Genomic DNA, 17,221 nt, shown 5'->3' with positions numbered 1-17,221 from the left:
ATGGCCATCCACAACCGTTCGACATTGTCGAACGCGTGCTATGTCCGCTTCGGCAATCCGGTCGTAACGTCGCCTCCGGCGGCCGCAACCGCGGCCGGCTTTCCGAAAGGACGGCGATGAGCCAGTATGTCGGCGCCATCGATCAGGGCACCACGAGCACCCGCTTCATGGTGTTCGACCACGGCGGCAATGAGATCGCCCGGCACCAGCTCGAGCACGAGCAGATCCTGCCACGCCCAGGGTGGGTGGAGCACGATCCGACCGAGATCTGGGAGCGCACCCGTTCGGCCATTGTGTCCACGCTGAACAAGGCGAATCTCGCCGCGAGCGAGCTGGCCGCGGTCGGGGTGACCAATCAGCGCGAAACGACCGTGGTGTGGAATCGCCGGACCGGGCGGCCGTATTGCAATGCCATCGTCTGGCAGGACACCCGCACCGACAAGATCGCCGCCGAACTGGAGCGCGCGGGCCACGGCGAAATCATTCGCCGCAAGGCGGGTTTGCCGCCCGCCACCTACTTCTCCGGTGGCAAGTTGCGCTGGATCCTCGACAATGTGCCCGGCGTCGCCGCCGATGCGGACAAGGGCGAGGCCATCTTCGGGACCACCGATTCCTGGCTGCTGTGGAATCTCACCGGCGGCATCGACGGCGGCGTACATGTCACGGATCCGACCAATGCCAGCCGCACCATGCTGATGGATCTGGAGACCTGCGCCTGGGATGACGAACTGTTGTCCCTCTTCGGAATTCCGCGCGCCATGCTGCCGACCATCGCGCCCTCGTCGAATCCCGAACTGTTCGGCAGGACCCGCGCCGACGGACCGTTCAGCGGCGCAGTGCCGCTGGCTGGTGTGCTCGGTGATCAGCAGGCGGCCACCGTCGGTCAGGTGTGCTTCCGCCCCGGCGAAGCCAAGAACACATACGGCACCGGAAACTTCCTGCTGCTCAATACCGGAACCGAACTCGTGCGCTCTCGGCACGGACTGCTCACCACCGTCGCCTACCAGTTCGGCGACAAGAAGCCGGTGTACGCGCTGGAGGGTTCGATCGCGGTCACCGGCTCGGCCGTGCAGTGGTTGCGCGATCAGCTCGGCATCATTTCCGGTGCGGCGCAAAGCGAATCGCTGGCCAGGCAGGCAGAGGATACCGGTGGGGTGTACTTCGTGCCCGCCTTCTCCGGGCTGTTCGCACCATATTGGCGTTCGGATGCGCGCGGGGTGATCGTCGGGCTGTCGCGGTACAGCACCAATGCCCATCTGGCGCGGGCGACCCTGGAATCGATCTGCTATCAGACCCGCGATGTCGTCGAGGCCATGGAGGCCGATTCCGGTGTGCGCCTGGACACCTTGCGCGTAGACGGTGGCATCACGGGCAACGAACTGTGCATGCAGTTGCAGGCCGACTTCCTCGATGTGCCGGTCTCACGGCCGGTGGTCGCGGAGACCACCGCACTCGGCGCGGCCTATGCGGCCGGGTTGGCGGTTGGATTCTGGAGCGACACCGACGAACTCGTACAGAACTGGCGCGAGGACAAGCGATGGACTCCCGCCTGGACCGCGGAGCAGCGCGAACGCGGTTACGCCCGTTGGAAAAAGGCGGTCGCACGCACGCTCGACTGGATCGACGTCGACGACTGACCTGCTCGAGCGATCTACCAGCAATCGCTAGCGGTGAAACCCGCTCGAAGACTCAGTAGCACCGAAACAAGGAGACATCCCGTGTCCGCACGTTTGGACTCGAACTACCGCGCCGATGCATTGAAAACACTGGGCGACAACGAAATCGACGTGCTGGTTATCGGCGGCGGCGTGGTCGGAGCCGGTGCCGCCCTCGATGCCGCCGCCCGCGGCCTGACCGTTACCCTGGTCGAGGCAAGGGATTTCGCGGCGGGCACCTCGAGCCGGTCCAGCAAGCTCATCCACGGCGGCCTGCGTTATCTGGAGCAGCTCGACTTCTGGCTGGTGCGCGAGGCTTTGAAAGAGCGCGGCCTGCTGCTGCACCGGCTGGCCCCGCATCTGGTGCGCCCGGTGTCGTTTCTGCTGCCACTACAGCATCGAGTCTGGGAGCGGGCCTACATCGGCGCGGGCGTCGCACTGTACGACACCATCGGCGGGGCCAGGGCGCTGCCCATGCACCGGCACCTGTCGCACGCGCGCGCAATGGAATTGGCGCCCGCCCTGCGCGACGATGCGATGATCGGCGCGATCCGCTACTTCGACGCACAGGTCGATGACGCCCGCCACACCATGACCATTGCTCGCACCGCCGCCGAGCACGGCGCGACGGTACTCACCCGTACCAAGGTCACCGGACTGCTACGCGACGGTGAGCGGGTGATCGGCGCGCATGTCACCGATATGGAAACCGGTCGCGAACACACCGTGCGCGCCCGCCGGGTGATCAGCGCGACCGGCGTATGGACCGACGAGATGAACAAGATGACCGGCGTGGATTTCCCATTCCACGTACGCATGTCGAAGGGGGTGCACATCTTGGTGCCGCGCGAGCGACTCGACCTGGACACCGGTCTGATCATGCGGACCGAGAAGAGTGTGCTGTTCGTGATCCCGTGGGCCCGGCATTGGATCATCGGCACCACCGATACCGATTGGGCGCTGGACAAGAACCATCCTGTTGCCAGCGCTGCCGATGTGCAGTACATCCTCGATCATCTGAACGCTGTGCTGCGAGAGCCGTTGACCAGCAACGATATTGTCGGCACCTATGCGGGTCTGCGACCGCTGCTGTCGGGCACATCCGCCGATACCGCGACGCTCTCGCGGGAACACGCGGTCGCGGAACCGGTTCCGGGTCTGTTCGTGATCGCGGGCGGTAAATACACCACCTACCGGGTGATGGCCGCCGATGTGGTGGACGCCGCCGTCAAGGGGCTCGGTCGCGCGGCCGCACCGTCGGTGACCGAACGCCTGCCGCTGCTCGGTGCCGTCGGCTACGAGGAACTGGCGGCCGATGTGCACAGCGTCGCGCAGCGGGCTGGTCTGCCCGTCGCGACCGTCGAGCACCTGCTCGGTCGCTATGGGTCGGGCGTCTGCGAGCTGTTCGACCTCATCGCGGCCGAACCGGTATTGGCCGAACCACTTCCCGGTGCCGGTGCATACCTCGGCGCCGAGGTCGTCTACGCGGTGACCCATGAGGGCGCACTGCATCTCGACGATGTCCTGACCCGCCGCACCCGCATCTCGATCGAGACCGCCGACCGCGGCCTGACCGCCGCACCGGCGGTGGCCTTCTGCATGGGCACCCGACTCGGTTGGGATAGCGCGACCACGGATCGCGAGATCACCCGCTACCGCGAGCGGGTAGCCGCGGAGTTGGCCGCGAACAAGGCCGACGACGACGAATCGGCCAATGCCGCGCGCTTGATTGGCGTCGCCTGAGTCCAGGCGAGCCGTTCCGCAAAGTCGGTTGTCACCGGTTGCGAGGCCGACGCATGTTCGTGGTTCCGCAGGGGCGGACCTGGTTGCGGAAACGCATGCCGGTACGGCAGCGGACCCGGAAAATTGCCCCAACGCGTATTCATCCGAAAGATCGGCCGTTCCGAATGTAGGTAAGTAAGCATCGACATTCGGAATGAGGTTACTTATGGGCAAACATCGACAGGCAGCGCGAACTCGCCCGATACATCGGCGAACCGTCGCACTCGCTTCAGTCAGTGCGGTTCCGCTGTCCGCCATCCTGATCAGCGCCACACCCGCGACCGCTGACTCGCAACCATTGGGCAATCCCACCCCGTTTGGATTCGTCGTCGAGCCATCGGCTCCGGTCGACGACAACATCGCATTCGCCGCCTCGCCGCTGCGGAGCGCCACCGCACTGGTGGCCGATCCGAAGCCCACCGCCACCGAGACGGTGGACGCGACGCAGCCCGACCCAGGCATACAAACATCCGCCATCCCCGACAACCGCATCCGCATCGGCAATCTCCAACTCGATCGCCCGGACTTCCTACCACTCGATCTGGCCGCCCAGATCAACGATGCGTCCGCGGGTACCGAAGCCCAACTGTCCCAAGGCATTCAGTCGATGGGCTTCGAACGCGCTCGCTCGGACCGGATCGCCAGTGCGGTGATCGGTGATGCCCTCATCGGCGCGAGCGTGGGCGCTACCTTGGCGAGCCCGCTCGCCGCCACCAGTGCGATGGTCGGCGCAGCCTCGGGTCTGATCGCCGGAATCCCCTTCCTCCCCGCGGGACTGGTCGTCGTCCCCGTCATCGGCGCGGCCATCGGCTACGGGGTGATCGCCGCACCGGCCGCGGCGGCCGGCGCGGCCGTCGGCGCCGCGGTCGGCGCGATCGACGGCGCCATCTCCCCGATGCCGCCCCAGGAACAACCGGCAATTTCATAACGCACGTTGGCCATTGCCGGATGTGACCGTTGCCGCGGGTGGATATCCTCGCGTGAGCTCGTTATGCCGAATCAGTCGGCTTTCGCGAGGTCCACCCGCGCACCGGTGCGGGTGATCTACTCCCCGTCCAGGAGAACCGGCAGCGTGCGGTGTCCATTCGAGATGAAACTGCCGACCGGCGCCAACTCCGCTGGATCCACGGCCAGCCGCATATTCGGGAAGCGCGCGAAGATCGCCGGAAGGGCGATCGTCGCCTCGAGCCGGGCCAGCGGGGCGCCGATGCAGTGGTGCGCGCCGTGCCCGAAGGACAGGTGTTCCTTATTGACCCGGTGCAGGTCGAAGGTCGCGGCGGTGGCACCGTACAGGTTCGGATCGCGGCCCGCGGCGGCATAGGACGCCAGAATCGCCTCGCCCTTGGGAATTCGGATCTCACCGAGCTCGATATCGTCGACCGCGTAGCGCAGTGGCAGGTGCGCGACCGGCGCCTCATAGCGCAGCGTCTCCTCCACCAGATCCGACCAGGGCACCCGGCCCTCGACCAGATCGGCACGCTGCTCGGGATGAGTGAGCAGGATGAAGATCGCCTGGTCGAGCAGATTGACCGTGGTTTCGTGACCGGCATTGATGACCAACATCAGCGTATCGACGAGTTCCTTCTCGCTCAGCTGCGAGCCATCGTCCTCGTCACGGGTGGCGATGAGAACACTGGTGACATCATCACCCGGGGTCTCGCGCCGGTAGGCCACGAGTTCGCTGACGAGGCGGTACATTTCGAGGTAGTTGGCCTGCGCCTCTTCGGGCCCGAACGAGGTGTCGAAGAAGCCGTCGACGTGTTTGCGCAACGCGGGACCGAGATGTTCAGGCACGCCCATCATTTCGGTGATGATCTCGATCGGCACCGGATAGGCGTAACCCTCGCGCAGATCGGCCACTTCACCCTTCGGCGTGGCCGCGAGTTTGCCCAGCAGCCTCTCGATGATCGCCTCGATCCGCGGACGCAGTGCCATGGTGCGACGGTGCGTGAATGCGGGCGAGACCAGCCGACGCAGGCGACGGTGGTTCGTGCCGTACGCGGTGAACATATTGCCGGCCGAGATCCACGGCAGCAGCGGCCACTCCTCGGTGATCTCGCCATTGATGAACGAAGACCAGTGCTGCCGAGGATCTTTCGATACCCGTGGATCGGCGAGCAGACTCTTGAGCACGGCGGCGTCGGTCACCGACCATGCGGGCACGCCGCCGGGCAGGGCGACGAGTGCGACCGGCCCACGCTCCCGGATCCGCTCGTTCTCGCCCTGGATATCGACGCCGGTCAGATCCAGGACTATTGGTTCATGCTCCATCGTTATCTCCTTAAATGGCATCCGAGAACTTGGTGGCTGGTCAGCGTGTGTCACGTGCGGTGTGAAGGCGCCATGTGAAATCAGCCCGGATGACGCGGGAACCGGTGCCCACACCCACATCGGGAATGGACATCGGAGGTCCGAGAAGGACGGCATCGAGACTCCCCGGAGTTCACAGACGCCTTGTTAGAACACGGGCAGCGGAGGGGACTTGGGGAAGACGACCGGCAGTGCCGCGAGCGCCCGGTGGAACGGTCCGGGCCGCCAAGCCAATTCGTCCGCGGGCACGGCCAATTCCATCTCGGGGAGTGCGTCGAGCAGCTGATCGATGGCGTCTTGAACGACCAGGTAGGCAACGGATTTCGCGGGGCAGGCGTGCGGCCCGGCGCCCCAGGCCAGATGTGAGCGGTTGCCGGTGCGGTCGCCGCCGCGGATCGCCGGATCGTTATTGCAGGCCGAAAGGCTCACCACAACCGGCTGATGGGCGGGCAACCAGGTGTTGTCGATGAGGATCGGCTGACGCGGGTAGGTGATGCTGAAGTTGGCCATCGGTGGGTCGTTGAACAACACCTCGTCGAGCGCGTCGCGGGTCGAGAGGCTACCGCCGAGCATTTCGCCGCCGAACCGGGCGTCGGTGAGCATCAGCAGCAGGGTGTTCGTGATCAGATTCTGCATCGGCTCGATGCCGGCACCGTAGAAACTGATCAGCTGGCACAGCATTTCGGTATCGTCGAGCCTGGACGGATGGTGCGCCATCCGCGAGGTGACGTCGTCGCCGGGGGCGGCCCGGCGCAGTTGCACCAGTTCCATCAGCGCCTCGCTGAGCATCGCCATACCCGTGGCGGCCTCGACGGTATCGAAGAGCATCGCCATACCGGTCGCGACCCGCTGCCCCAGTTCCGCTGGGCAGCCGACCATCTGGTTGAGGACCTCGAAGACGACCGGCAGCGCGTACTGGGTGACCAGGTCGACCTCACCCACCTCACAAAAGGTGTTGATCACCGGGATGACGATCTTCTCGACCTTCGAATGCAGTTCGTGCAGATCGATTCCGTCGATGCTGCCGGTATAGGCCTGCCGGTAGCGGGTATGCGCCAGCCCGGTATTGCGTAGTGCGTTCGGATACCACCTCATCATCGGCTTGACGGGTGAGTCGTCGGGAACTGTCTGTTCCCAATACCGCGGATCCGCCGGAAAATGCTCCGGATCATTGAGGATTCGTACCGCGGTCTGATATCCGACGACCAGGGTGGCGGGCACACCCGGCGCCAACTCCATCGGCACCAGCGACCCGTATTGTCGCCGCGCCTCCCGATAGGCCCGATGCGGATCGGCGGCGAATTCCGGCGTATGCAACAGCACTCGGGGTTCGCCCGCATCGAGCGGTGAGCCATGCAGTACGGGGCAGACGCCGGTCGCGGTGGTACGGGTTGACTGTGGCGTGGTCAAAGCGTGACTCCAGACGTTGGATCAGCAAGAGGCCAGGATCAATGGGAGTACCGCGGCGATAGCACAGCCTGCGGCCACAGCACTCAGTTCAGCCCTCCTCGCGACGCCGACCGTATGTGACCCCGGCCATGAGGTCCGCGCCGAGAAATCGAACCCTGGCGAGGCGACCACAGCGACTGCGGTCACCCACGGCCCCTGCGGGACAGGCGATCTCGATGCACAATCATCGGACACCCCACCAGCTGCTCAGAACTCGACGACCCGCCAACGTTATCAGCATCGGCGAAGGACTCTCTCGCCATTGGCGCACAACGCCGCACCGTCGTTTCGCGCCGACCGCGAACCCGGCACAACTGGCAAATATGTTGAGCCGCTATGGATCATGTCGCTAACGAGTTCGAAGACCGGTGGTTGCGCACCGGGTCGAATGGCTGCTGTCGAGTAGCGGCGGAACCACGATCGGACTCCGACAGGGGCCGTGCTGTTGCCCGATGCGGACCATCCGGACGGCACCATCGCGTGGGAATCGCGCGATGGCTGCTCAGGCCCTCGGCAGCAGGCGCGCAGACAGCGAATCGAAAACCGCCTCGGTAATACCGAGCGCGAGTCGGGCGGACCGGCAAACCCGGATCGCAGGGCCGAGCGCTGGACAATCGCTGTCCGAAGGCTCATGCATCAGCTGTGAATCTCACACCCCGAGTTGGCCACGAGCGACCAACCTGGCTATCGTCAGCGGCCTGGCGGAAACGACAGTGTAAATTTCCGCAGATCGAGAGGTTCCACCCGATGTTCACCGGTTTACTGCCGCGCTCCAGACACAGCTGGTTGCCACTTCCGACCAGCGTCCGGCCACCGCGACACGAGTGGTGACCGCGGAGGACACATGCTAGAACTCGATCATTTCAGCCACGGCTGGCTCACCCCGGTCGCGGCCTACCTCATGTCCTTCATCGGATCCATCCTCGCACTGCGCTGTGTGACCCAGGCCCGGACTTCCGAATCGCCGAGCGGGTGGCTCGCCACCGCCGCTGTCTCCCTCGGTGGCGCGGGCATTTGGGTCATGCATTTCACCGCCATGCTCGGGTTCGCCATCCGCGGCGCCACCATTCGCTACGACATACCGATGACGTTGCTCAGCGCGGTCATCGCGATCGTGGTGGTATGGGTCGGGCTATCGATCGTCGTGCGCGGGCGGAACGAATTCGTGGCACTGCCGATCGGTGGCGCCATCACCGGACTCGGCGTGGCCGCCATGCACTACCTGGGCATGTACGCGATGAAAACCACTGCGCACGTCGAATACGACCTCGAGACGGTCGCGATGTCGATCGTGATCGCGGTGGTCGCGGCCACCGCAGCGCTGTGGTTCATGCTGCATGTCCGCGGTCTGTTCGCGACCATCGGCGCCGCACTGATCATGGGTGTGGCGGTGTGCGGAATGCACTACATCGGCATGACATCCATGCACGCCAGCGATGCCGAGCACCAGGTCGACGCCAGCGGCATCGAACCCCTGCAACTGGTGACGCCACTGATCGTGACCGTCACGCTGGTCATCATGATGCTGACGGTGGTCGTCGGACTCGCCGAAGTCGACGAACGCAGCTCCCGTGAAGCGGTGCCCGTCCGGCGCGAAGCGACGGCAACGACCACCGGAGCCTGGCCGATGGTTACCGAAGTGCGCCGCCCCGACTCACCTGGCTGGACACTGCGGAGCAACTCGCGCACTGAAAATCGAGCGCGCTATCGCGAGCTCGATTCCGACCGGTAATCGGCCCTACCCGCGGCAGTACCGCGCGACGAATCGGCTCAGAATCACACTGGGCACTGTGACCGTTTCCCGATGACCGAGCTCGATCAGCTCCTCGGCCTCATGCGGTTCGAAATAGCCTGCGTGCCGGTAGACTTCGATGCGCAATGCCAGTCCGTCGCTGTCCAATTCAGGATGGAATTGGGTGGCGTACACGTTTCGTCCGACGCGGATCATCTGTACCGGGCAATCGGCCGATCCGGCCAACAGCACCGCAGCGGGTGGCACATCCTGACAGGCTTCCTTATGTCCGACGAACGCCCGGAATGTCGGCGGAATACCCAATAGCAGCGGGTCCGCGGGGCCGTGCTCGCTCAGCTCTATGGTCTGTGCGCCGACGGCCTCACCGTATCGCTGGCTGCTCACCTCGCCGCCGAGTACATCCGCGAGGATTCCCAATCCGTAACAGGCGCCCAGATACGGGAAATCCCGGCCGACGATCTCGGTCATCAGCTTCTTCAGCTTGGGTTCGAATATCCGCTGATACCCGTATTTCTCGGCGTCCGGACTGCTGATATTGCTCGGCCCGCCACCGACGATGACCGCCGAGTAATCGTCGAGATCGATGTCCGGGAATTCCCGGTCCATCTGCACCCGCACCGTGTCACCCACCTCGAGGTCGGCCATGCGCAGGATGGCGCGATATTCGTCATCCGCGGCAGGGCGCTCCGGCCGCAGCTGCAGGACTAGACACGGCTTGGTCATGCATCAGATTGTGGAAGATCGGCTCTCAGTTTTCATCCAATACCGCGTGTAAGAATTCGCGCGTCCGATCGTGGCTGGGAGCGGTGAAGATCTGTTCGGGGTCACCGTCCTCGAGCACCCGCCCGGCGTCGAACATCAGCACGCGATCGGAGACCTTTCGGGCGAACCGCATTTCGTGAGTTACGCAGAGAAACGTGATCTCGGTATCGGCCGCGATATCCGCCAGCAGATGCAGCACTCCGGTCACCAGCTCGGGGTCGAGCGCCGAAGTCACCTCATCGAGCAGCAGCACTTCCGGCTCCATGGCCAGCGCCCTGGCAATGGCGACTCGCTGCTGTTGGCCGCCGGACAGGTGTGCGGGACGGGCGTCGATTTTGTCGGTGAGCCCGACCAGTTCGAGCAACTTTCGCGCCCGCTCCTCGGCGTTGTCCTTGGACTGACCGAGACCGCGGATCGGACCTTCGGTGACATTGCGCAGCACGGTCATATTCGGGAACAGATTGAACTGCTGGAAGACCATACCGATTTTGCGTCGCATCCGGCGCAGGTGGGTCGTACCGGCGGGCACCAGTTTGTCGCCGCGCCGCTGGTGGCTGAGCAGTTCGCCACCGACCTCGATGGTGCCCGCGTCTATCCGTTCGAGTCCCATGAGCAGACGCAGAATCGTGGTCTTGCCGGAGCCGGACGGCCCGATCAAGCTGACGAATTCGCCTGGCGCAATGACGAAACCGAGTTCGTCCAGGCACATCGTAGCGCCGTAGCGCTTTTCCACAGCGGTGAATCGGATCATCGGTTCAGACACGTCGTTCCAACTTTCGTACCAGGATCGAGCACGGATAGCTCAGCGCGAGGAAGGTCAGACCGGCCGCGAACCAGGCCTCGGGTCCCGCGCCACCGGTATCGGCCGCGTACTCGGTTTTGACCTGATAGACCATGTCGAGGATGACGATCGAGGACAGCAGCGGCACCTCTTTGAACATGGCGATCGTGTAGTTACCGAGCGCGGGCAGCACACGCGGCACGGCCTGCGGAAGAATCACATCGACCCAAGTGCGCGTGCGCGGCAGATTCAGTGCGGTGGCCGCCTCCCATTGCGCCGCGGGTACCGCGTCGATGCCCGCGCGGAACACCTCCGAGGTGTAGCAGGCATAGTGCACGCCGAGTGCCGTCACACCGACCACCAGACGCTGGGTGTCGATGGAAAGCCCGCCGAGCAGATCCGGACGCACCACCCAGTAGAGAAAGAAGATCTGCACCAAAAGCGGTGTACTGCGGATGAATTCGATGAATGCCCACAGCAGCTGATCGACCACCGGAATCCGCAGCCGCCGGATCACCGCTAAAATCAGACCGAGTATGTAGGCGACCAGCGATCCGAGCAGGGTGTACTGGATCGTGACGAGCAGCCCATCCCAAATGAAGGGAAAGGCGTCGAAGAAGCGATCCCACCGCCATTTCTCCATCAGACCCCCACATGTGCCGAAAGTCGGCTGCTCGATCGCTGCGGCCGCCGCCCGACCCGCCGGGCCGCCATCAGCTCCAGCACCCGCATGATCACCGTGACGACCACCGCTATGAGCAGGTACACGACCAACTGGATCGCATAGATCAGACCGAGTTCGCGGGAGAATGCGGGCACCGCACGCAGTTCATCGGCCTTCTTGAATACCTCCGGAACCGCGATAAAGCTCAGCAGCGCAGTGGCTTTCACGAGTTGGATGAACAGATTGTTGAACGAGGGCAGCATCTCCACCACGGCCTGCGGCAGCATGACTCGCCACATGCGTTGCGCCGGTGACAGATTCAGCGCGATCGCGGCCTCGAGCTGTGCCTGCGGCACGGATCCGATCGCACCCCGGACGATTTCGGCGCCATAGGCACCGTGGTTGAGACCGAGCACGATAATGCCGATGACCAGCAGCCCCTTCGCCGTTGCCCCCAGCGATACCCCGAAGAAGATCGGAATCGCCACCGCGAAGAAGAACAGCTGCACCACCTCCGAGCTGCCCCGGAACCCCTCCACATAGATGCGGGTGACGAACCGCACCGGCAGATACGGCGACAACATGGCGATCCCGGCGACAAAGGACAGCACGACGGTCAGCACGATGCCGCCGACCGCCGCCCACAGCGTGCAGGGCAGACCCTGGAGTACCCGCTCGAGGTAGGTCGAGAAATGTGACGACACGAGGTCAAGCCGTACAGTACTGCTCGGCCGTGGCCGCCGGATCCGCCTCGTTCGCCTCGGTCAGGCCGAACGGCTCCACCAGCTTCAACCATTCACCGCTTTCGTGCAGTGCGCGCAGTTCGCGATTGAAGTCCTCGCGGAACTTGTCGTCGCCGATACGGAAGTTGAAGGTGCCGACATCCGGCCTGGTGCCGAAGCGGAAGGACGGTCCCACCGCCAGCTTGGCGTCCGGATTGTTCTTCACCAGCCATCCGGCGGTGACATCCAGCATTGCCGCGCCGTAGACGTCCTTATTGCGCACCGCGCGCAGGATGTCGTCCTGCTTGGCCATCGGCTCGATCAGTTGGGATGGCACACCGGCGGATCGCGCATAGCCGTTCTCGACCGCGCCGCCCAGCGTAGCTATCCTCACGTTCTCCCGGGTGATGTCCTCGAACCGGTTGATACCGCGTGGATTACCTTCCGGCACAAGGAATGCCGAACCGACTTGGTAGTCGGGAGTGGCGAATGCCGAGCTCTCACATCGCTTGGGGTTGATGAACATGCCCGCTGCGACGAATGCGTAGTTCTTGGCGCGAACGCCGTCGATCAGTCCGTCGAAATCGGTGACCACGCCGTGGATTTCATTGATGCCCAGTCGTTTCAATACCGCGCGGGCGATGGTCGGCGCATATCCGGTCAGCTGGCCGTCCGCACCGAGGAATGCCCACGGCGCCTCATTGGCGAAGCCGACCTTGATTTTGCCCGAGGATTTCGCATCCTCGTAGGTCACCGCCGCCGCATCATCGCCGCCCAGTCCACAGCCCGCTACCACCACGAGGCTGGCCGCGGCCACCGCGGCGGCCATGGCGCGACGCAATCGACCGCGCGCACCCCCGAATTCGAACTTCATGACCCGTCCTTCCGCAGACACACGAGTTGCCCCATGGTCGCGGATGAACTTTGCGATGGCCCTGCCGAATTCTTTGCGGTCACATGACGATACCGGTCCAGCGTTGCGCGATTCACGCCGCCGAAGGGCGCGGCGGGATTGGACACTACTCCCTGATTCAGCCCGACCATTCCGGTTTCCAATGCTTCACACACTCGTAATCCGCGCCGCAGATTTTCGGTGAAGAATGTCGATCACGGCGCGGCGGTCAGGACGGTTTCGGTGAGCATATGGGCTCCTGTTCGTTCCCGAAGCAGCCTTCGGCCATTGCTGCGAACCCCACGGCCATGTTATGCATATTGTCAACAATCCGACAATAGACAGACCGTGGATACGCGTTCTGGAGGCGGATCATGACCGAGCTATCTCCCGTTCTCAAACAAGCCACCCCGGTAACCGTCGACCATGGATCGGGCTGCTACCTCTATGACACCGACGGCCGCCGCTATCTCGACTTCACCGCAGGCATCGGCGTAACCAGCACCGGTCACTGCCACCCGCACGTGGTCGCGGCGGCCCAGGCCCAGGTCGCCAAGCTGATCCACGGCCAATTCACCACCGTCATGCACCGGCCGCTGCTCGAACTCACCGAACGCCTCGGCACGGTGCTGCCCGAGGGCCTGGACACGCTGTTCTTCGCCAACTCCGGCAGCGAGGCGGTCGAGGCCGCGCTGCGCTTGGCCCGTCAGGCCACCGGACGGCCGAATATCGTTGTCTTCCACGGCGGATTCCACGGTCGCACCGTCGCGGCGGCGACCATGACGACCTCGGGCACCCGCTTCTCCGCCGGATTCAGCCCGCTGATGTCCGGTGTGCACGTGGCACCGTTTCCCACCGCATTCCGCTACGGCTGGACCGAGGCCGAAGCCACCGACTTCGCACTGCGCGAACTCGATTACCTCTTCGCCACCATCACCTCCCCCGCCGAAACCGCCGCATTCGTGGTCGAACCGATGCTCGGCGAGGGCGGCTACGTCCCCGGCAACACGGCGTTCTTCCGCGGGCTGCGCGAACGCGCGGACCGGCACGGCATTCTGCTTGTCTTCGACGAGATCCAGACCGGCTTCGGCCGGACCGGAAAGTTCTTCGGACATCAGCACTTCGGCGTCCGCCCCGATATCATCACCATGGCGAAGGGCCTGGCCAGCGGATTCCCGCTATCCGGAATCGCTGCGCCGCGCGAGCTGATGGCCAAGGCCTGGCCGGGCTCGCAGGGCGGCACCTATGGCGGCAATGCGGTGGCCTGCGCGGCGGCGGTCGCCACACTCGAGGTCATCGAATCGGAGGGGCTGGTGGCCAACGCCGCCGCACGCGGCGGACAACTGCTGACCGGACTGCGCGACAACGCAACCAAGGCGATCGGTGATGTGCGCGGTCTCGGATTACTCTGTGGTGCCGAATTCACCACCGCCACAGGCGAACCCGATACCGCGACGGCCATCGCGGTACAGCGGCTCGCGGTCGAGAAGGGGCTGCTGCTGCTCACCTGCGGTGCCTATATGAACGTGGTGCGGATGATCCCGCCGCTGATCGTGACCGACGCCCAGATCGACGACGCGCTCGCGATCTGGTCGACCGTGCTCACCGAACTCGCTGGGTGACCAGAAGGGGAGAACCGATGGCCCGCTACATCTCGATCACCCTGACCAAGGCGGGCGTGACCTGCCGAGCCCGACTGCTCGACGCGGAAGCGCCGCGGACCTGCGCCGCGGTGTGGGATGCGCTGCCGCAGGAGGGCGACGCATTCCACGCCAAATACGCCCGCAACGAGGTGTACACCCTGCTGCCCCGGATCGTGGCGGCACCGCATCGGGAGAACCCGACCGTCACCCCCATTCCGGGCGAAGAGCACGTCGAACCGCGCGACGCGATCGGCTCGGGACCAGTACGCCGCGCTCGGACTCTGCTGGTCGAACACATGGACGACGCGGTCCAGCGCCTACGCCACCAGTACAGCATCGGCGAACAGGCGACCTGACATCTCGCCGTCCCACCGGCCCATCCCCTTCGCGACTTCATCCCGAGCCGTTACCACTTCCTCCGACTCGGGCGCGATTGCTGCCGCCGATCATGTTGTGCCACAACATAAGCCATGCATCGGCCCAGCGCGACTGGCTGGGCTGATACAGAATCGGCCATCCAACATGATGGTCAGGCAGGTCCGGCGAAGGGCCGTCGCACTCGTCATATCCGGACGGCCAGAAGATCATTGCGACGATCACCGCGAGCGGCAGCCCGATCACGAACACGAGCCCAACTTGCGCCGCGCTCACCGGCGCACTCCACGCATCGGCGACCAGCGGCCGAACGACTTCCGTGGCGCGGCACATTCGACATCGGCAACGGCCATCACGCGATCCAGCGTCACGGCGTCCACATGCGCGGACGACGGCAGCAACACCACATCCGCACCCGACGACTCGACCTGTTCGGCCAGCCCCAGCACCGAACTCGGGTCAGCCCAGGACAGCGGGTACCCCAACCGCCGCGCCAAGCGATGCACCTGAGCCGAATCCCATTCCGGTGTCGGCGAACACGGATCAATCCATCCGAGTGCGTACATTTCCCTACCCTTCGTCCCCTGCCGTTGGCGAGCTCCCACCACCGGGGAACTCAGTCGACCCGGCGGCGGGGCTGGATCGAGGCTATGAGGCAAGAGCTGTGCCGCACAGGATTTCGCTGGTCACAGGCGTCCACAGCCCCACCAGCCCGTTAGGCTGGAGCTATGGAACCGGGTGCGCTGCTGCGTGCTGCTCGCGAGACGGCGGGTATCTCGTTGCGCGCGATGGCCGAGCGAAGCTACTACAGCAAGGCGTACCTGTCGCTGATCGAGACCGGCCAGCGTCCGGTACCTGCCGGTGTCTCCGCCGCCTACGAGAGGATCCTGGGCACGGACTTGGAGCGGCTGACGGTAGTGGCGCGAACTCCGACCAGCGTCGACACCACTGCGCTGTCCGACGTGGCAGTGATGTTGGCGGCCACCCGCCGAGTCGAGGACGCCGCCGGGGCCGTGGCGGTACTTCCGGCAGTGCGGGGCATGTCTGCCATGACCGACGCATTTGCCCGTGCGGCGCGCACGCCGCACACCGAGGCGACGGCGCTCGCGTCGGAGGTAACGCAATACCGGGGCTGGCTGGAGCACGCGATCGGGGCTGACGTTGCCGCACGGCGTAGCCTCGGCACCGCCGTGAGCCTGGCGAAGGAGTCCCGCGACCCGGACCGGCTCGCACACAGCCTGGGCTTCCTCGGCTACGTGACGGTGAGCGCGGGGAATTACGGCGATGTCGTCGCCCTATCGGACGCCGCTTTGGCGGTACCGGGAGCGCACCCCATCATCAGCGCCTATGGGCGAATGCGGCGAGCTGAACTGCTTGCCGCGCATGGGGATAGACGCGAAGCACAGCGCGCACTGGCCATGGCCGACTCAGCGGCGGAAGCAGCCGACGGCATCGAACCCCGCATCGATGTATTGGTGGAGCACCGGATTCGCGGCGGTGCAACGCGGCGGTGTTCTGGCTCTGCTCGGTCACACGGCCGAAGCAGTCGAGGAGGCGAAACACGGACTGGCCGCGATGCCAACCGAGCATCGCGCGAGTGAGTGGCTGGCCTCCGCACTGCGTCGGATCGACCCGGACATGAGCGGCACGTAGTGCGCACGGCCTGGCGGGGCCGGACCAGCGGGCGGCGATCCGAAACAGTACGCCCCGGCCATCCACCCGCCGACAGCTGGCGAGGGCGGTGCGCCGTTACCCACCCCGGCCCTCGCCAGCTGCTCGTGGACCACCTTCGGCTCGGTCCGCGCGCTATTCAGGCGTCCTCGACCACGATGTCCTCGTAGGCGATTGTCACCGCTTCATTCACCGGCTCGTTCGCGCCATCCAGCGCATCTCTGTGCCAACCCGACGCCCATGCGCGCGACAGGTGAACCCGCTTGACCGGCTTCTTATCCGGGTCCAGCACCATCAACGTGATGTCTTCGCGAACATCATCCATATCTCGCTTGGTCATGGTCTTCTGGATCCAGTCGGTGAACACCTGGCTCCGATCCACCCCGCGAGTGATCGTGATCTCCCCACCGCGGCGAGAACCCGCTTGTCTCCTGACGAGCACCTCACCAGCGCGAGTCACTTCTTTGATCTCGACCGTATCCATCCCGAACGATAGCCCACACACCTGCTGAACAGTTTCCACCTCGAGCTTTCCCAGATCGACAACGAAGGTGGAACCGCTGATTGTGTCGCCGATAGCCATGGGAATCTCCTTGCCTGTCGGGGCGCGGCACAATCCTCGTTACCCGAGGTAACGAGACCTGTGCATACTCTCGCGCCATCGTCTACGTCATGGAGAACACAACGAACTCGGCTGGAACACGTGGGGCTATATACCCACATCACCCATGATGCGGCGATCTGTGGCAGCCCGCAGCAGAT

General features: G+C 64.7%; 16 protein-coding genes and 2 pseudogenes. 7 read left to right on the top strand and 11 right to left on the bottom strand.

Annotated elements, in window-relative coordinates:
- Window positions 1-116 precede the first annotated feature (116 nt).
- The 3 genes from glpK (at window position 117) to AB0L63_RS24820 (ending at window position 4,365) form a co-directional block, all read left to right on the top strand.
- Window positions 117-1,637 carry a glycerol kinase GlpK gene (gene glpK, locus AB0L63_RS24830; protein ID WP_364505148.1) on the top strand — a complete coding sequence of 507 codons (1,521 nt, stop codon included), beginning with the start codon at window positions 117-119 and terminating at the stop codon, window positions 1,635-1,637.
- An 81-nt stretch (window positions 1,638-1,718) separates the two neighbouring features.
- Window positions 1,719-3,398 (top strand): glycerol-3-phosphate dehydrogenase/oxidase, encoded by a 1,680-nt coding sequence (locus AB0L63_RS24825; protein WP_364505146.1) that lies wholly within the window; start codon window positions 1,719-1,721, stop codon window positions 3,396-3,398.
- Window positions 3,399-3,603: 205 nt separating this feature from the next.
- Window positions 3,604-4,365: a hypothetical protein gene (locus AB0L63_RS24820; RefSeq protein WP_364505144.1), complete on the top strand. Its 762-nt coding sequence runs from the start codon at window positions 3,604-3,606 to the stop codon at window positions 4,363-4,365.
- Between the two features lie 116 nt (window positions 4,366-4,481).
- On the opposite strand, the gene AB0L63_RS24815 is transcribed toward AB0L63_RS24820, so the two are convergent.
- Window positions 4,482-5,708 carry a cytochrome P450 gene (locus tag AB0L63_RS24815; RefSeq protein WP_364505142.1) on the bottom strand — a complete coding sequence of 409 codons (1,227 nt, stop codon included), beginning with the start codon at window positions 5,706-5,708 and terminating at the stop codon, window positions 4,482-4,484.
- Window positions 5,709-5,894: 186 nt separating this feature from the next.
- The gene (locus AB0L63_RS24810; protein WP_364505140.1) at window positions 5,895-7,157 is read right to left on the bottom strand and encodes a cytochrome P450; all 1,263 of its coding nucleotides are present in this window, start codon (window positions 7,155-7,157) and stop codon (window positions 5,895-5,897) included.
- 883 nt (window positions 7,158-8,040) lie between these two features.
- Between AB0L63_RS24810 and AB0L63_RS24805 the strand changes: the two genes are divergently transcribed.
- Window positions 8,041-8,928 (top strand): MHYT domain-containing protein, encoded by an 888-nt coding sequence (locus tag AB0L63_RS24805; protein WP_364505137.1) that lies wholly within the window; start codon window positions 8,041-8,043, stop codon window positions 8,926-8,928.
- 6 nt (window positions 8,929-8,934) lie between these two features.
- Here AB0L63_RS24805 and AB0L63_RS24800 read toward each other — a convergent pair whose 3' ends face one another.
- The 6 genes and pseudogenes from AB0L63_RS24800 to AB0L63_RS24775 all read right to left on the bottom strand — a co-directional run.
- Entirely contained in the window at window positions 8,935-9,672 is a 738-nt protein-coding gene (locus tag AB0L63_RS24800) for a glutamine amidotransferase (RefSeq protein ID WP_364505135.1), read from the bottom strand.
- A gap of 25 nt (window positions 9,673-9,697) precedes the next feature.
- Entirely contained in the window at window positions 9,698-10,462 is a 765-nt protein-coding gene (gene ehuA, locus AB0L63_RS24795) for an ectoine/hydroxyectoine ABC transporter ATP-binding protein EhuA (protein WP_364505370.1), read from the bottom strand.
- Window positions 10,463-10,466: 4 nt separating this feature from the next.
- Window positions 10,467-11,135 (bottom strand): ectoine/hydroxyectoine ABC transporter permease subunit EhuD, encoded by a 669-nt coding sequence (gene ehuD, locus AB0L63_RS24790; protein ID WP_364505133.1) that lies wholly within the window; start codon window positions 11,133-11,135, stop codon window positions 10,467-10,469.
- Window positions 11,135-11,860 (bottom strand): amino acid ABC transporter permease, encoded by a 726-nt coding sequence (locus AB0L63_RS24785; RefSeq protein ID WP_364505131.1) that lies wholly within the window; start codon window positions 11,858-11,860, stop codon window positions 11,135-11,137. The genes ehuD and AB0L63_RS24785 overlap by 1 nt, the downstream gene beginning before the upstream one ends.
- 4 nt (window positions 11,861-11,864) lie before the next feature.
- A complete protein-coding gene (ehuB, locus tag AB0L63_RS24780) occupies window positions 11,865-12,752 on the bottom strand; it encodes an ectoine/hydroxyectoine ABC transporter substrate-binding protein EhuB (protein WP_364505129.1) in 888 nt (295 codons plus the stop codon).
- Window positions 12,749-12,976: pseudogene (locus AB0L63_RS24775) on the bottom strand (aldehyde dehydrogenase family protein); the annotation flags it as partial. The pseudogene AB0L63_RS24775 and the gene ehuB, both read right to left, overlap by 4 nt.
- Before the next feature lie 168 nt (window positions 12,977-13,144).
- Between AB0L63_RS24775 and AB0L63_RS24770 the strand changes: the two are divergent.
- Both AB0L63_RS24770 and AB0L63_RS24765 read left to right on the top strand, forming a co-directional pair.
- The gene (locus tag AB0L63_RS24770) at window positions 13,145-14,392 is read left to right on the top strand and encodes an aminotransferase class III-fold pyridoxal phosphate-dependent enzyme (protein WP_364505127.1); all 1,248 of its coding nucleotides are present in this window, start codon (window positions 13,145-13,147) and stop codon (window positions 14,390-14,392) included.
- A 17-nt stretch (window positions 14,393-14,409) separates the two neighbouring features.
- Window positions 14,410-14,637, top strand: a pseudogene (locus AB0L63_RS24765) (DUF3830 family protein); the annotation flags it as partial.
- Window positions 14,638-14,806: 169 nt separating this feature from the next.
- On the opposite strand, the gene AB0L63_RS24760 reads toward AB0L63_RS24765, so the two are convergent.
- A complete protein-coding gene (locus tag AB0L63_RS24760; protein ID WP_364505125.1) occupies window positions 14,807-15,064 on the bottom strand; it encodes a hypothetical protein in 258 nt (85 codons plus the stop codon).
- Entirely contained in the window at window positions 15,061-15,354 is a 294-nt protein-coding gene (locus AB0L63_RS24755; RefSeq protein WP_364505123.1) for a hypothetical protein, read from the bottom strand. Before AB0L63_RS24755 ends, AB0L63_RS24760 begins: the two co-directional genes overlap by 4 nt.
- A gap of 162 nt (window positions 15,355-15,516) precedes the next feature.
- On the opposite strand from AB0L63_RS24755, the gene AB0L63_RS24750 reads away from it, so the two are divergent.
- On the top strand, window positions 15,517-16,389 hold the full coding sequence (locus tag AB0L63_RS24750; RefSeq protein ID WP_364505121.1) for a helix-turn-helix transcriptional regulator: 873 nt from the start codon (window positions 15,517-15,519) through the stop codon (window positions 16,387-16,389).
- Window positions 16,390-16,598: 209 nt separating this feature from the next.
- Here the strand turns inward: AB0L63_RS24750 and AB0L63_RS24745 are convergent, their stop codons facing one another.
- The gene (locus AB0L63_RS24745) at window positions 16,599-17,042 is read right to left on the bottom strand and encodes a phage tail protein (RefSeq protein ID WP_364505119.1); all 444 of its coding nucleotides are present in this window, start codon (window positions 17,040-17,042) and stop codon (window positions 16,599-16,601) included.
- Window positions 17,043-17,221: the final 179 nt, after the last annotated feature.

The sequence above is a fragment of the Nocardia sp. NPDC051990 genome, assembly GCF_040680755.1.
Lineage (GTDB): Bacteria > Actinomycetota > Actinomycetes > Mycobacteriales > Mycobacteriaceae > Nocardia.
Note: the sequence above shows the minus strand (reverse complement) of the source record. Positions and strands in the feature narration are given on the sequence as shown.